Below are 15,840 nucleotides of genomic sequence, written 5' to 3'. Positions count from 1 at the left end.
TATCAATATGCATAATCAAAACATCCTGAAATATCAGCATCTAAACAATATGCTGTTTTCTGACTTAGTGCATTGAATATGGCCTTCATAGCATCGTGGCAAGATCTACCAGGTCTAAAACCATACGTGTTCGGCTCAAATTTTGCTTCCCATTCAGGTTCCAATGCCATTTTTACAAGTGTTTGTTTTGCTCGACACGATATAGTGGGAATACCAAGGGGACGACGCTCCAATGGCTTGCCAGGTTTTGGTATCCAGACTCGTCTTGATGGTTTTGCTCTTCCTCTTAAATCCATAGAATTTGCTAATTGCATTCTTTCTTTTTGGTCGAGATTGGCTTTCCCATCAATACCTGCAGTCTTTTTCCCTCTATTGTCCTGTGTTACTCTTCTAACTGCGAGCATCCTTGCACTTGTTGATTTGAGTAATAATCTCTGAAGATTATGCATCTTTTTGATATCATTACATTTAGAAGCTTGGTAAATTCGTTTTTGTAGCTTAAATGAAGATTTCTCCAGCTTACGCCAAATTCCATTCATACCTAACATTTTGTTGGCTCATAACATGTTCACTACTACTCATAACTTTACCTTCCAAATTACAGTGTTTACGTCTGCATATCCCAAATATTACTTTGGGCGTTAGCTTCTTAAACAATCCTCCCACATAGAAGCTTACGGTTGGCTACCTACTTATATCTAAATAAATATAAGAGCATCTATGCGGTTACTCCGTTCCATGATTTTGTTTCATGTTGGACTTAGGTTCTTACTTTTTGCCGGAAGCTGAGAACATCCATAATCAAGTGGTAGGATCTTGATTCCTCTTTGCGCTTCTACCATTTTGGTCTATGCGTATCAGCCTTATTTCGCATATTCATGTTGACGACAATTCAAACATAAGTTCCTTTCGTAACCTTATCCAACTCTGTTCGCAGGGATTTACCATAAGGTTTAGTATTACCTGCTTTTGTCTCATGCTTGCACCCCAGAAGTTGCCACTTTCTAAAATGTGAGACATACTTTATCCCTGATGTTTAGGGAAGATGGAATTTAACCACCACAAAATCACGACTTTCGGGTCGCACCAAACCATACGTGCCAAATTAATTAGCTATCGTAAAATATAGCAATATTTAAGATTGGCATTTTACTTGTTACATTTATTTTTTTAGAAAAATCTATAAATTACTAACTTAAAGGGAACGTTTAAAAAACCATACGCGTCAAGTTAAAGCAAATTTAGAGAAGTTAAGGTGGATACCCTAGTTTTTCTGTACTTGTCTTTTAATGAAAATTGCGACCAAGTTATGGTAAGCTTTTTGAGAAAAATATTTAAGCCTTTAATTTTATTATTTAGTGCTAAAAATAACTCTCTAACCCGTCTTTTTAGCTCAATAAATGCCTTTGTTAAGCTAAGCTCCGTATTTTTTTTCAGTTCTGTGCAACCCACTATTCCATGAAATATAAGAATTGCACACAATTTGGCATATAGCTCACATAATACTCTGTATGGCTTTCCTCTCAGCTTATCAAGCCTTATATTACTCTTATATAATTTGAACAATAATTCAATTTGCCATCTTATTCGGTAAACTACTAGTATTTGCTCAGCATTAATCTTACTTTTTGGAACATTAGTTATAAATATCGACCAATTTAGTAACTTTTGGTTCCTTTGAGAAGATGTGTATCCATGTGATCTTGCTAACCTATTAGCCTTTCTTCTTCTAGCCATAGCTTGTTCTTCAGTTAGTTTTTTAAATATAATTCTTACTTTAACCCTTGTCTCTTTTCCTAACAATACCTCCTGTTCTAGAAAAGATCGATCTCCCAAATGTTCTAGTAAATCTATTTTTTGACCTGTCTCTATATCATATATGTTAGTATCGGATTTATAACGACTTATGAAATAAGCTCCTATTTCATTGATTTGTTTAAAAGAACTTGGCACAAAATAACCCAAATCAGATATTAGTAAATCGTTGTTCGATATATTGCTTAAATGGCTTCTATAACCCTGATCTGACCTTATTCCTTCAGTTATATTAAGCTGGTCTAATGTCTGATTTAGGTAGTCAAAAACTAATTGTAACTTTATTCCAGACTTAGTATTGCTTTCATAACCACTGTAGCTGGTACCATAACCTTTATACATGTCTTCCATACTGTTAGGTAAGCTAATATAGCTGCTGTCTAATAATTTAACACCTCCAAAGTGCTTCAAGATTCTGCAATCAACTTGTAAGGTATTTTTAAGTAACGTTAAAGATTCATTATACATTCTTTTCATGAATTCCACTGCTTCCTTGGTAAATCTAAAGTCCAGACCTTGTTTTGTTATATTTATCGAGTCTTCATTCAATAATTGACACACTGTCTCTATACTACAATTATCAACCCCTATATTACCCAAAACGATGGCTTTTATGAACGACGAGCCTTTTAGCTTCCTCTTTCTTTTTATGAACCCTGTTGTAGCTGAGATTTTATCTGCTTTTTCATTAAAAAATTCTTTGAGCTTTTTTGAGATGCAAACTATTCTTTTCATTGTATAAGTTCTCCGTTTTCTTTGTTAAATTTAAGAGAACTTATATCTTCTTTTTCTCTTCCTTACACTAAGTTTATTACCACAGTTCCTTAACTTGACGCGTATGGTTTAAAAAACTGCGTCAAAGCGAGAAGTAAAAATAAAATAGAAACAAAAAATGGAGGTTTGACATGAGTCAAGTAAATGGTATAATGCACCCATTTGTCTAGACCATTTTTTTCAAAGTGATCCGATTTTTAAAATGAATATGTTGATAAATACGTCGACACACATTTAAAGTATTTATCAATATATTCATTTACTGTTTATGATAATAAAGATCAGCAGGAACTTTATAATGTAGAGTCTGATGTCGCCTTTTATAGTTATACCAACCAACAAAATCGTTTATTATAAGATTCAAATCTCTGATACTATTTGGTCTATAATAATATATAGCTTCTTGCTTTAAAGTTCTCCATAAACGCTCAACAAATATATTGTCGAAGCAACGTCCTTTATGATCCATACTAATTTTAATATTAGCACGCTCTAATTCCATAATAAAGTTGTAGCTAGTAAACTGCACTCCTTGATCACTATTAAAAATCTCAGGTTTACCTTGTTTTAGAGCTTCTTTGAGAGTATAAAGGCAAAATCCAGCATCGAGATATGGTGATAATGAATGAGCAATAATATAGCGACTATACAAGTCCATTATTGCCACAAAATAGACAAACTTACCTTCTACCATAATATATAGTAGCCCATACCTGATTAACTCTACAAATAATCAAATCTTTGAGTAAATAAGGATATATTTTATGCTTTTTTTCTTTAATACTTGTATTACATCTTTTTCTACAATACAGCCCACTAATCTTCATTTTTTTCATAATTCTTAAGATTTTTTTGTGATTGACTACTACTCCACTCGCTATGATTTCAGCAGTAATTTTACGATATCCATAACGGCAATCAGAAGCCAAATATACTTCTTGAATCAAATTTCACTTTCGTTATTAATTATATGCCTATAATATAGGCTAGATCTGCAAATCCCCAGTAAATCAGCCTGTTTCCTAATTGATAGATCAGAATCTTTTTCTATAAACCTTACTCTATCTTTTTTGCTTATTTCAGTAATTTTTTTTTCAAATAACTATTTTCCACTGTCAATTCTCCTATTACTTTATGTAAACTTTCTATTTCTTGCGCTAAGATTCTTTGTTTTCTCGCACTTTCACTTTCTTCAACAAATAGGTCTTTTAACCTTGCCAATACTCTATCACGCCAATCATATAGATTTGTTGATGGTATTTTATATTCACTACATATCTCAGATGTGCTTTTTTGATTTTTTATTGCTTCCAAAGCTATCTTTGCTTTTAACTCTGGTTCATATTTTTTTGTTGCCATACTTTTACCCCTTTACCTTCCTACTCGGATCAACCATTTTTTTTTGGTCTAGTTTATGGGGTGCATTATATGGAACTACTGGATTGGTAGACTATAAAGAATTAGAAACAAATATTCTATCATCTATACGGGACCATTGATGGGGAGAGATGGTAACAAGGCTACTGGAAGCGAGTCTGGAAGGTACCATTTACCCACTGAAAGAGAAGAGAAGAAACGGAAAAAACTTTGAGGACAAATATTTGAACTTTTGACACCAAGAGATAGAGAGCGAACCACAGATAGTGAAAAAAAAGGTAAACAACTGAACTTGAGGCAAAAAATATCTGCAGCAGAGATATCTGGAATTACAGATAAATTACTACCTATAATCAATGAATGGTGTAGTCGTCCACTACAATCAATATATCCGATAGTATTCATGATTTTTTAAGGTGAAAGAAGACGGTTGTTGTGTAAGTAAGTGCATGTATAACATATTGGGTATAGATCAAGAAGGCAAAAAGGATGTATTGGGTTTTTATTTGGCTGAAAGAGAAGTTCTGGTTGGGGGTATTAAATGAGCTAAAAGAAAGAGGAGTAGAGGATATTCTAATAGCTTGTATTAAAAAGTTTTCCTGCTGCTATAAATAGCTAAAGCAGAAATGTATAGTACATCAGATAAGAAATTTACTGAAGCAGCAAAAACTTTCATAAGTGATCTGAAGAAAGTATATCAGGCTTCAAGCAGAGAAATTGCTGAAAATTATTTACTCGAGCTGATGGAGCGAAAAATATCCTTTGGTCATAAAATCGTGGCAAAACAATTGGGAAAATTTATTTTAAGTATTTCGGGCCAGTTAGGCGGCTCCACTAATCCTATCGAGGAGACATTTACTAAAACCAAAGGTTCATTTACCAGCTTGTACAAGTTGGTATATTGTGCTATAAGGAAGGTGGAGGAAAAGTGCTGTACATATTAACTATATCTCAGCTCAACATTTTCTTTCTCCACAGATTGAAAATTGAGTTGAACTAAAAATTCGCTTTGACACACTTTTTTGAACATTACCTAGCTATTTGAATCTGTCTTAAATCAAAACACTATACAAGATACCATACAACGAAATCATCCCAGTGTTAAACGCTGGGATGACAGAGAGCAGCTCAATTGCTCCACTCAATCAGTAAAAATCAGATATATGTAGACATTGGCTAAAACCATTCCAACAACATTTTAGTGAAACTTAACAAGCTTATCTATAGTTTTAGTGATGATTCTTGGAGTATTTGGAGAGACTTCTGAGCCCAGTCTATTTAACCGCTCTATAGCAAACCCGCTGTTCTCATTTATTATGAAATCACATAAAATATTTTCTATATCTTTAATAACACTTTCATGCTTTCTCAGAGGATGGTTATTCGGATATCTATGAATGGTTTTGATGCTAGAATACTCAACGAAAGCTTGATCTTTAAAAGCAAGTTGTCTCAATTTCTCTTTGAATTTTTCTTCTTCATCTCTTGCTAAAAGGCAAGACTTTATCAGTGATTTTATAATCGAGTTTATAGCCTGATGTATTTCAGAATGCACTATAACTTTGATGATATTTTCTTCCACTATGCAATCATAAGTGCTTTTTTCGCTCTTTAATGACTCTATAAGCATTTTGCTATTTTGCGAATTCAATTCCAGATTCTCTTCACTTATAGGAGTCATTATAAAGGTATTCTTATTTACCCTGATGTAAAATTGTGGCAACCCTTTAGAACAGGCAAATGCTACATCCTTAGACTCAAGTGCGTGATTGTATGAAGAAGAAAGGGTGCTTGCTATAACGCTACTTGGTACTTTCATTCCATGATTACTTAGGTGATTTAACACATTCTCAACATCATGATATGTAAAACCTGTATCTTTTATCAATTCAACAACTTCTATGCAATTGTGTTGTTTATACTCTATTGTCACTTCTTCTGTAAAAAGAGTTTTAGCTGCTATATGCTTATCAAGCACTGTGAAAATCTTGATGAAACTCTCTAAATCCTGTTTGTTAATTAATTCAATACTAATTAAGTTTTTGCTAACAATTATAATATTTTTTATCATTTTTCCCACTAAAAAAACTCACTAGATGAATTGTATTTTTAATTCATTAAAAATTGTTTAAAGTGGGTATGCCAGCAACAGTAAGACAAAAAAATCACATAAAATCTTCATTATGTATTATATTACATCCCTCGTGTTCATCACTGCCGCTTGTGTAAGCTGTTGCATTAATGCTATCTTCATTGTTATTTAACATATTATCCAACTTTCCTTCTTTTTCAAGATCCATCAATTTGTCACATCCAGCAATATGATGTACATAATCACCATTTTCATCAGTAATAAAAATTTGTGGAACTGTCCTGACGTTATATTTTGATTTTATACCGTCAAACAAATCCGAGTTTCTAAGTACATCAATTTCTTCGTATTTCACACCTTTTTCATCCAATAACTCTTTTGCTTTCTTGCAGAATGGGCAGTACTTCTTCACATATATTACAACTTTTCCTTTAGTGTTTTTCACGATTTATCTCCATAGTTCATAAAATACAACTATTATATATAAAAAATATATATAAAATATCAAATTGTATGAAAATTATTTACAACTGTGAGCAAGGGATAAAAGATAATGTGGCACTAACTTTCGGAAATTTTGATGGCGTTCATTTAGGACATAAGTTTGCAATTTCCAATCTAAAGGAGGTAGCACAAGAAAGAGGATTACCCTCTGCAGTTTTAACTTTTGAGCCTCACCCATCAACTGTTTTATTTAGTAGGAACAATTTTAGGTTAATAGACCAAGAACAAAAAAAGGAACTAATCAGCAGCTATGGTATAGATTACTTGTATATTATTAATTTTAGTAGAGGTTTTTCTGAGGTTAGCTGCGATGACTTTATTGGTAAGATTTTGGTAAAGAAGTATGGTGCTAAACATATCACTGTTGGAGAAAGTTGTACTTTTGGTCACAAACGATTGGGTAACATATTAACTCTAGAAAAATATTCTCAGATGTATGAATATTCTTTAACTAAATTAGAGCCATTGATAATCGATAGAAAAATTTGCTCTTCTTCCTCAATCAGGGGGTGTTTACAAAAAGGCGAAATAGAAATTGCTAATAAATTGCTTGGTAGGTCTTATCAAGTTTCTGGTATTGTAACAAAAGGTGCATGTAGAGGTAGAGAAATAGGGTTTCCAACCATAAACATTCCGATAGAAGATTACATGATAAAACCTAAGCTTGGTACATATTACGCCAAAGTTGCATTTTCTGAAAATAGTTCAAGTTGGCTATATGGAGTAGTCAACATTGGTATGAGACCTACATTTAAGGACTTAAAAAAACCTATAGTAGAAATGCATATATTTGACTTCAACGAAAATGTATACAATTTTAAGGTTGACATACAACTTTTAAAATTTATTAGGGCAGAAAAAAAATTCCATAGTATTAACGAGTTAACAAAACAGATAGACCGTGATATAATGAAGGCTTACCAGTTAAAGATAAACTTATGAAAAGGATATGTTTAGTTATTATATTGATTATAGTATCATTCGATCAAACAAGTAAATTGTATATAAACTCATTGATTGATGAGGGGGAGTCAATCGAGATTACTAGTTTTATGAAATTAGTTGAAGTTTGGAATTCAGGAATTAGCTTTGGAATGTGTAGTACTCTGCCGCATGGCAGCTTCTTTTTTTCGGCATGTTCAATATTAATAATTGGTATACTTGCATACTTGATATATAAATCTAATGATAAGTCAATTTACCTTAGTTTTTCTCTGATGATTGGTGGAGCGATCGGAAATGTAATTGATAGAATCTATTGGGGCGCTGTATATGATTTCATATATTTTCATATCAATGATTGGTATTGGCCAGCCTTTAATTTAGCTGATCTATCTATAGTTTGTGGAATGTGTACATTGTTATATAAGTGGTATATATATGATAGGTCTATCTCTAAGCAAAATGAGGAATGAAATAATGCTTCGCAAATTCTTTAGTTTTTTTATACTATCTGTGTTTTTTTTCATTTGTCCGATTTCTTTGGAAGCTGAAATCATAAAGCATGCTAAGCTCAGTAACGGATTGGATGTTTATGTAGTACCTAATCACCGAATTCCAGCTGTTTTTCATGCAATAATATATAAAGTTGGGGGAATGGATGACCCAATTGGCAAAGCAGGATTGGCTCACTACTTTGAACACTTAATGTTTGAAACTACAGGAAAATTTAAAGACATAGAATCCACTTTGGGCAGCATTGGGGCCCAATTTAATGCTTTTACCACTAAAGAATACACCTGCTACTACGAATTAGTTCTCAAAAAAGATTTACCACTAGCAATGGAAATTGAAGCAGACAGAATGGGCAATTTTGATGTTACTCAAGACAAAATAGATAGAGAAAAAAATATCGTATTAGAAGAAAGAAAGATGAGATTTGATAATAATCCTGAAGCTTTACTATGGGAGGAAATGAACAGTGCATTTTATCGTAATGGTTATGGTAGGTCTGTTATTGGTTGGGAGAGCGATATTAAAACTTACAATCAAGATGACATAACAAGGTTTCATGATAACTATTATCATCCAGGTAATGCTATACTGCTCGTTGTTGGTGATGTAGAATTTGAAGAAGTAGCGGAATTAGCAAAGGAAAAATATGGTGTAATTAAAGCTGAGCCTGTAGTTAAGCATTATCCGAACCAAGATTCAATACATAATGCAGATATATCGGTAATTTTAGAAAGCACTGAAGTGAAAGAGCCAGTTTTATACTTTCGCTATAGTGTTCCTTTATTTGAGCAAATAAGTGAAACTTTTCCTGTTGATTTGGCAGTTGATGTTTTGGGAAATGGCAAGTCTAGTAAGCTATATAAAGATTTAGTTCTAGATAAGAATGTAGCAGTAGAAGTGTTTGCTTATTATAATAGCTTAGCTTTTAGTAATGGTTACATTGAGATTCGGGTAACTCCAAAAAGCGGGGTGAATTTGGATGATGTTGCAAGAGAGTTAGATAATTCTATTAATCACTTTACCTCTGAAGGAATAACAAGTGAAGAGTTGCAAAGTACAAAGTCTAAATACAAAGCAGCACAGTTTGATAATCTATCTGATTTAACTAATATAGCAATGTTTTATATACCACGTCTAGCACTAGGTATTCCACTTGATGAAATAGACATTTCATATAGCAAAATTAATGATATCAATCTAGAGGACGTAAATAACAAAATTTATACTATCTTTTCTACTAATAAATTAGTCGGTCGTTTGCTACCAAAAGGAGGTAATAATGAAGATAAGTAAATATGTATTTCTATTTTTTTTCTGTCTAGGCTTTAATTTGCAAGCAAGCGGTCACCTAAATGTAGAGGAGGTTACTACTAATAAAGGACTTAAGTTTTTATTTGTTGAAAACCATGATCTACCAAAAGTTTCACTTAATATATCATTCAAAGATGCAGGTTGTGTGTATGAAAATATAAAAAAGCAGGGGCTTGCTTGGTTTACTTCTCTTGTAATTCAAGAAGGAGCAGGAAAAAATGATGCCAAAGATTTTGTAAAAAAGCTTGAGGATAAAGGAATTAGTTTAAATTTTATTGCTGGTTTAGAAGCATTTAGGATTTCATTAAATACTTTATCTGAGAATCTAGAGGATGCAATTTCACTACTGAGTGATGCTATAATGCGTCCTAAAGTTGATCCTGAAGGATTGAATAGAGTTTTTGAAAAAGCCAAAGTAAACTTTAATAATTTTGAAAAAGATCCTTATTTTATTGCTGCAAAAGAGTTGGATACGTTGTTGTTCAAAAAACATCCTTACTCAAGAAATCCATATGGAACTCTAGACACTATAATGAGCATTACTAGAGACGATGTTTTAACATACATAAAGCGTAGTTTTACTAAGGATAATATCGTTATTAGTGTTGTTGGTTGTGCAACAAAAGAAGAAGTTAGTACGCTGCTTGATAAATATTTATCTAAGTTACCATCAAAAAGATCGAAAGTTAGGAAGATATCTGTAAAAAATGAATTTGGGCCTGCAGAAAGTAAGAGCGTTTTTATTGATATACCACAGAGTGTAATACTTTTTGCTCAAAAAGGCATAGCATATGAAGACCCTAATTACTATAATGCTAGTGTTTTGATTAATGCGCTTGGTGGTATGGGGCTGAATTCAATATTAATGAAGGAATTGAGACAAAATCTAGGTATTACTTATGGTATTAGTGCAAGTAATATTACAAATAAACATGGGAATGTTATATCTGGATTTATAAGTACTGACAGTTCCACTGCTGATAAAGCTATATTAGCATTAAAAGATACCTTTAGCAGAATAAAAAATGAAGGAATGGACGAGCAATTGTTCAAGGATACAAAAATCAGTTTAGTAAATAACTTTACCTTCTCTTTTCTATCCAATAATGTAAGTATAGCAATGCTATTGGATAATATGCAGATAAATGATCGTGATGTTAACAATATAAATAATTATACGAATATCATTAATGATGTTCAATTGGAGGAAGTAAATAAGCTGGCAAATTCTTTGCTTGATCCCGAAAATTTATTTTTTGTTAAGGTTGGAAGAAAGTAAATCATTACTACAGCATAGTTGAAATTTTAACCATATTTCTTTATAATTTAGATATATGATTGACTTTTATGTTCAGGTAAAAAACGATACTGCAAGAGAAAGCAAAAAAACTCCAATTGCTTTGTTAAATCCTTTAATAACGATATTTTCTGTTATCAACACAGGTGTGTTGATAATCATCAAGTTGATACATATTACAAGTCAACAGATAGGTATGGCGGGCATAATGCTTGGTAATATTGTCACAGGTGTTTTTTTTAGCTCAGTATCCCTAATTTCAAGCATGTACTCTTTTTTTGACTATTTTAGAGAAAAAAGCTTATATAAAAAATGTAATTACAAGAGAACATTAGAACAAAAAAGAAGGGATAAATATAGAATTCAAGGTATTTGTTGGGATATTCTGTGCGATATATTATTTTTAACAGGCGCTGCAGTTTCTATTGCTTTATTTAGTAGTCCTATAGTTCTTTTTGTTACTGCACCTCTTGTTACATTGGGCTGTATAGTAATGACTGGTAACATAACTAACTCTATTTATCATCAAGTTAAAAACTTTAAAATTCATCTTTCACAATTTTCAAAAGAGGAGCAGAAAGAGCTGTATATAGAGATGAAAAAAAGAAATAAATTTATCACGCCTTCATAGAATTATAGCAAAAGTACTACCTGATGTATTAGTATTAGCAAAATTGCACGCTAATCATGAGAATAAAGAAAGGCGAAAAGAGGTTCAGCATTTAAAAGAAATGCTGAAAGAAGGCAATCGAAAACCAATCGACGATGATACATCTGATAAGGTTATTGAAATGAAAAAAGAAAAACATATCGAGCAAAAAAGCTCCAACCCTAAAGTTCCAACACACCTTTCTCTGGATCAAGATGTAACAAAAAGAAAAAGCAGTACCACACGATCTCTCTAATTTAATATCACTTAGCGTTACTTTCTGCTATTGATCTTACTGCTTTTACATAACACTTATGCTCTTCAGCTAGAATGCGCTCTGAGAGACTGTGAACATCATCATTTGGTAACACTGGAACAGTAGCTTGAGCGATTATGGCTCCAGCATCAATTTCATGAGTAACATAATGCACAGTACATCCTGTAATTTTTACACCCGCTTTCAGAGCTTGCTCCTGAGCATTTAGGCCCTTAAATGACGGAAGTAAAGAGGGATGAATATTTATAACTTTGTTATGCCATTTATTCAGGAAATTGGCCTTTAGAATTCTCATAAACCCTGCAAGGCAAATTAAATCAACCTTATGTTGAACAAGTATTTCATGAATTTTATCAGTATTAAGTGGCTTATCTTCAACAACAAACGCTGAAACTCCTGCTTGCTTTGCTATTTTAAGGCCTCCAGCTTCACTATTATTTGTGATAACACACACAGTTTTAGCAGGGAAATTCTGATCTTGACATGCTTCTATTAAAGCTTGCATGTTTGATCCTCTACCTGAAATTAGTATTCCGAGTTTTATCTTTTTCATTTTAGTACAGCTGTAAGAATGGACATTAATAAAATAGCTCAAAAAGAAAGTTTATTTTAGAATAAATACTATTGTGCAGCAATATTTTACACTGCTGGATAACATGGAATTAAAGAAATCATTCAGTTTGAAGTAATTTTAACATTTAATTTTAGGAATATTATACAATTTATGGTAAATAAATGCATATTTTTATGGCTGCGTTATTATTTATTTAACAAAGTATTAGTATAATTTACTACTGAATTAAATGGAGAAAATTCAATGAATAAATTACCAAGCAATGCAAAAACAAGCAAGTCTCAGGTTACTCAGTGGGAGGTAATAAAAAATTGTGAATATTCTGATAATTGTTTATCAAAAGTAGTAACTTTATACGTTATTAAAATGGCGGAATTATCAGATATTTATACGAGTAATGAACCTGAAATTAACACTATACTTACAAGAATAAGCATAACAAGTGAAAATGCATTTTTAAATAAGGTTGTTGATATTGAAATTATGGAGGGCATTTTTCCGTACAAATTCAACAGCAAGAAGAAAAATAACATATCAAGGCTAGAAGATTTGTACAATTATTTATGTTCTACTGTTATTGATAGCCTTCCAAAAGAAATGTTTGAAAGCCTAATAAGAGAATACAGAGACGCTGTTAACTTATTTAAAGCAATTACTTAACTAGGTGTAGCATTTTTAAGACTTTACCTTCTATTTCAGAAATGCCACTTTCAAGATCTTTATCTATCAAACATATGATAGATAAATATGTTTTCTGCTTCTTTTCAACATTGATAGTTAAAGTTCCAGGGGTAATCGTAACCGAGTTAGCAAATAATGCAATGGTCTTATCATTATGTCCTATGCATTCCCTTACAATAACAATTGGCTCAACTGTAGATTTGAATCGTAGCACCTTTTTTGTTACATAAATACTTGAAAAAATAATTTGGTAAATTAGCCAAGGTATATAACTTATAAGCTGATAAAGTGACAGCCTACCACTATCATTTAGAATTTGACTAAGGGCACTTTCAGCATCAATTAACCTTTTAAAGATAATCAATGTGAACACAGAAGAAAATACTCCACAGAGAATAAAAAAAGGCTCGAAATAACCAGACAATGTAATCCATAGAGAAGACAAAATCACAAATGATAGAGAAAAAAACTTAATATTTTGCCTGACTTTCATGATTTGGAGTATAACTTAAATGATTTTTTAGGAAAATAAAAAGTTCTTGATTTTTGTGTCAAAGAACATAATAATCAAGTTATTTTAATAAGTAGTGGAGATTATGACGCTTGATGATTTTCTAAAAATGCTTGAAGAAATAAATGATACTTCAGGTTTAAGCAAGAACAACATAGTTGAACGAATAAAAATAAAATTAGAAAGAATTGATTTACGGAGGTGGGAAGATAGTGGATTTAATATCAATCATATATTCACTACACATAGTGATCTAGATCCTGTAGAAACTACATTGTTGCATTTTGCTGCTAAGAGTGGCTATGAGAACATAGTAATAGCTCTAATTGAATATGGAGCATATGTTGATGCATGGGACAGCGATGGATGCACTCCTTTACATTTTGCTGCTGAATGGAACCACAAAGGCATATTAGATATTTTAATTGAAAGTGGAGCAAATGTTAATGCGTGGGACAATGATGTATGTACACCTTTACATCTTGCTGCCGAAGGTGGGAATGAAAGTGTAGTAAGAGCTCTAATTGCATGTGGAGCAGATGTTAACGCGCAGAACAATGATGGACACACTCCTCTACATTTTGCTACTAAGAGTGGTTATGAGAACATAGTAATAGCTCTAATTGAACACGGAGCATATGTCGATGCGTGGGATAATTATAGAAGCACTCCCTTGCATTTTGCTGCTGAAAGTGATAATGAAAACATAGTAAGAACTCTGATTGAACATGGAGCATGTGTTAATGTGTGGGATAGTTGTGGACGCACTCCTTTGCATTTTGCTAGCGATCATGAAAGTATAAGAGATATTTTAATTGAAAGTGGGGCATATGTTAGTAAACAGAACAATAATAGATATGCTCCTTTACACTTTGCTATTGAATGGGGCTGCAAAGATGTAATAAGTTCTTTGTCAGGTAATGCTATTCCTAGGTCTGAAATGGTAGTAGGAAGAGTGGAACAAATTACACTTGCAGGAAGATTAGAGCTTTTTTAACCAAACTTGCATTTACTGAGATAATTGTTTTGTTATGAATTAAACCAAAAGTTCTGTAATATATTGAAGCTTAAAGATATCTTTAGATATGGAAGTTATTGCAGAAAATAGAAAAGCAAGGTTTGAATACTTTATCTTAGAAGAATTTGAAGCAGGTATGATCCTCTTAAGTAGTGAAGTAAAATCACTAAGGGAAAGAAAAGCAAACATTTCTGATGCTTACGTTACTGAAAAAAAAGGCGAAATATGGCTAAACAATATGCATATCGCAGAGTATAAAGCTGCAAACCAAAAGAATCACAAGCCAAAAAGAGAACGAAAATTGCTTTTGCATAAAAAAGAGATAAATAAGCTAATTGGTCAAATCAAAACCTCTGGAATAACTGTTGTGCCACTTTCTATCTATTTTAATGATAAAGGGTTGGCAAAAACTAAAATTGCTATTGTTAAAGGAAAAAAACTCTACGATAAGAGAGCAACCATAAAGCAGAGAGAGTGGGACCGTGAGAAAAGTAGATTGTCTAAGAATAATTTGTAGTAAAATATGTCTTTAAGTCCAGTTATTTTTAGCATCGGTCCTGTTTCTATATATTGGTACTCTTTAGCATATGTTTTGGGTATAGTTTTTGCATATTGGTATTTACATAAGCTAGACAATCAAAAAATATTTACTAAGAATTTTTACGATTCGTTATTAACAGCCGTTATTATAGGCATTATCCTTGGAGGTAGGATTGGGTACGTATTGATATATGATCCAGTTCTCTATATAAGCAATCCTATCGAAATACTAAAGACCTGGGAAGGAGGTATGTCATTTCATGGCGGTGCTATAGGAGTTTTGCTTGCAGTAATAATCTCCTGTAGAAGACATAACATTCCTATATTTTACACACTGGATCTAATTTCTTGTGGAGTTCCGATAGGTTTACTTCTAGGCCGCATAGGTAATTTTATAAATGGAGAGTTATTTGGCAGGGTTACAACTATGCCGTGGGGTATGGTATTTCCAGAAAGTGGTGATAATTTATTGCGCCATCCAAGCCAACTTTATGAAGCATTTTTAGAAGGAGCGCTACTTTTCGTAGTTGTAAATTCACTATTTTTCTTGAACAAAATGAGATTGTATTACGGTGCAACAACTGGTATTGCAGTTATGTGGTATGGAATAGCACGTTTTGTGGTTGAATTTTTCCGCGAGCCAGACTATCAAATTGGCTATTTATGGTTCAATTTAACTATGGGACAATTTCTTTCTATACCTATGATTTTGCTGGGAATGCTTATATATTTAGGTGCGTTGAACTTAAGATTTAATACGAAATCTGTTCAATAGAGAAAAGGTAAGTTTAATCGAAAAATATAGTGGAAGTTTATTTATTCCATACTATGTACAATTATGTGAATTTTTTGTCTTGCAGAGAATAAATGTAAGACCAGCAAACCTTCGTTGTATAGCTATAAGAAAAACTTAGTAGCTACTGACCAAATTCATTACTAAGTAGATATTCATTTTCCACCAGAAT

Annotated in this window: 16 protein-coding genes and 2 pseudogenes; 11 read left to right on the top strand and 7 right to left on the bottom strand. The window is 32.4% G+C overall.

The genetic code is table 11. The annotated features are described in order from the left end of the window. Positions 1-2: 2 nt before the first annotated feature. The 3 genes and pseudogenes from OPS21_RS03855 to OPS21_RS03845 all read right to left on the bottom strand — a co-directional run bounded on the left by OPS21_RS03855 (position 3) and on the right by OPS21_RS03845 (position 3,948). A complete protein-coding gene (locus OPS21_RS03855; protein ID WP_264337146.1) occupies positions 3-548 on the bottom strand; it encodes a reverse transcriptase N-terminal domain-containing protein in 546 nt (181 codons plus the stop codon). A 682-nt stretch (positions 549-1,230) separates the two neighbouring features. Next, positions 1,231-2,550 carry an IS4-like element ISWosp7 family transposase gene (locus tag OPS21_RS03850; protein ID WP_264336202.1) on the bottom strand — a complete coding sequence of 440 codons (1,320 nt, stop codon included), beginning with the start codon at positions 2,548-2,550 and terminating at the stop codon, positions 1,231-1,233. A gap of 298 nt (positions 2,551-2,848) precedes the next feature. Further along, a pseudogene (locus OPS21_RS03845) lies at positions 2,849-3,948 on the bottom strand (IS3 family transposase). A gap of 35 nt (positions 3,949-3,983) precedes the next feature. Between OPS21_RS03845 and OPS21_RS03840 the strand changes: the two are divergent. Next, positions 3,984-4,966: pseudogene (locus OPS21_RS03840) on the top strand (IS256 family transposase). Between the two features lie 198 nt (positions 4,967-5,164). Here the strand turns inward: OPS21_RS03840 and OPS21_RS03835 are convergent. Together OPS21_RS03835 and OPS21_RS03830 are read right to left on the bottom strand one after the other, a co-directional pair. Continuing rightward, positions 5,165-6,037: a hypothetical protein gene (locus OPS21_RS03835; protein WP_007301937.1), complete on the bottom strand. Its 873-nt coding sequence runs from the start codon at positions 6,035-6,037 to the stop codon at positions 5,165-5,167. Positions 6,038-6,131: 94 nt separating this feature from the next. After that, positions 6,132-6,503, bottom strand: a complete 372-nt coding sequence (locus OPS21_RS03830; RefSeq protein WP_006015443.1) for a glutaredoxin — start codon at positions 6,501-6,503, stop codon at positions 6,132-6,134. 68 nt (positions 6,504-6,571) lie between these two features. Here OPS21_RS03830 and ribF point away from each other — a divergent pair, with 68 nt between their 5' ends. The 6 genes from ribF (at position 6,572) to OPS21_RS03800 (ending at position 11,530) form a co-directional block, all read left to right on the top strand. Then, a complete protein-coding gene (ribF, locus tag OPS21_RS03825) occupies positions 6,572-7,504 on the top strand; it encodes a riboflavin biosynthesis protein RibF (protein ID WP_265027737.1) in 933 nt (310 codons plus the stop codon). Beyond that, positions 7,501-7,977, top strand: a complete 477-nt coding sequence (lspA, locus tag OPS21_RS03820) for a signal peptidase II (protein ID WP_007301940.1) — start codon at positions 7,501-7,503, stop codon at positions 7,975-7,977. The genes ribF and lspA overlap by 4 nt, the downstream gene beginning before the upstream one ends. A 4-nt stretch (positions 7,978-7,981) precedes the next feature. Continuing rightward, positions 7,982-9,310 (top strand): M16 family metallopeptidase, encoded by a 1,329-nt coding sequence (locus OPS21_RS03815; protein WP_265027746.1) that lies wholly within the window; start codon positions 7,982-7,984, stop codon positions 9,308-9,310. Further along, entirely contained in the window at positions 9,297-10,607 is a 1,311-nt protein-coding gene (locus tag OPS21_RS03810; RefSeq protein WP_264337144.1) for a M16 family metallopeptidase, read from the top strand. The genes OPS21_RS03815 and OPS21_RS03810 overlap by 14 nt, the downstream gene beginning before the upstream one ends. Before the next feature lie 226 nt (positions 10,608-10,833). After that, positions 10,834-11,256: a DUF2207 domain-containing protein gene (locus OPS21_RS03805; RefSeq protein ID WP_265027736.1), complete on the top strand. Its 423-nt coding sequence runs from the start codon at positions 10,834-10,836 to the stop codon at positions 11,254-11,256. A gap of 43 nt (positions 11,257-11,299) precedes the next feature. Further along, entirely contained in the window at positions 11,300-11,530 is a 231-nt protein-coding gene (locus OPS21_RS03800) for a hypothetical protein (RefSeq protein WP_264337141.1), read from the top strand. Positions 11,531-11,537: 7 nt separating this feature from the next. Here OPS21_RS03800 and purN read toward each other — a convergent pair whose 3' ends face one another. Next, a complete protein-coding gene (gene purN, locus OPS21_RS03795; protein ID WP_143689443.1) occupies positions 11,538-12,104 on the bottom strand; it encodes a phosphoribosylglycinamide formyltransferase in 567 nt (188 codons plus the stop codon). A 264-nt stretch (positions 12,105-12,368) separates the two neighbouring features. Here purN and OPS21_RS03790 point away from each other — a divergent pair, with 264 nt between their 5' ends. Next, positions 12,369-12,785, top strand: a complete 417-nt coding sequence (locus tag OPS21_RS03790) for a hypothetical protein (protein WP_264337139.1) — start codon at positions 12,369-12,371, stop codon at positions 12,783-12,785. Here OPS21_RS03790 and OPS21_RS03785 read toward each other — a convergent pair. Further along, positions 12,778-13,299: a Na+/H+ antiporter subunit E gene (locus OPS21_RS03785; RefSeq protein ID WP_127463654.1), complete on the bottom strand. Its 522-nt coding sequence runs from the start codon at positions 13,297-13,299 to the stop codon at positions 12,778-12,780. The two genes, OPS21_RS03790 and OPS21_RS03785, sit on opposite strands and share 8 nt — an antisense overlap. Before the next feature lie 103 nt (positions 13,300-13,402). Between OPS21_RS03785 and OPS21_RS03780 the strand changes: the two genes are divergently transcribed. The 3 genes from OPS21_RS03780 to lgt all read left to right on the top strand — a co-directional run bounded on the left by OPS21_RS03780 (position 13,403) and on the right by lgt (position 15,650). Further along, positions 13,403-14,314, top strand: a complete 912-nt coding sequence (locus OPS21_RS03780; RefSeq protein WP_264337138.1) for an ankyrin repeat domain-containing protein — start codon at positions 13,403-13,405, stop codon at positions 14,312-14,314. Between the two features lie 88 nt (positions 14,315-14,402). Further along, positions 14,403-14,852: an SsrA-binding protein SmpB gene (smpB, locus tag OPS21_RS03775; protein WP_015587785.1), complete on the top strand. Its 450-nt coding sequence runs from the start codon at positions 14,403-14,405 to the stop codon at positions 14,850-14,852. Positions 14,853-14,858: 6 nt separating this feature from the next. Further along, on the top strand, positions 14,859-15,650 hold the full coding sequence (gene lgt, locus OPS21_RS03770) for a prolipoprotein diacylglyceryl transferase (protein WP_264337137.1): 792 nt from the start codon (positions 14,859-14,861) through the stop codon (positions 15,648-15,650). Positions 15,651-15,840: the final 190 nt, after the last annotated feature.

Source organism: Wolbachia endosymbiont (group B) of Chorthippus parallelus, from assembly GCF_947251815.1.
GTDB lineage: Bacteria > Pseudomonadota > Alphaproteobacteria > Rickettsiales > Anaplasmataceae > Wolbachia.
Note: the sequence above shows the minus strand (reverse complement) of the source record. Positions and strands in the feature narration are given on the sequence as shown.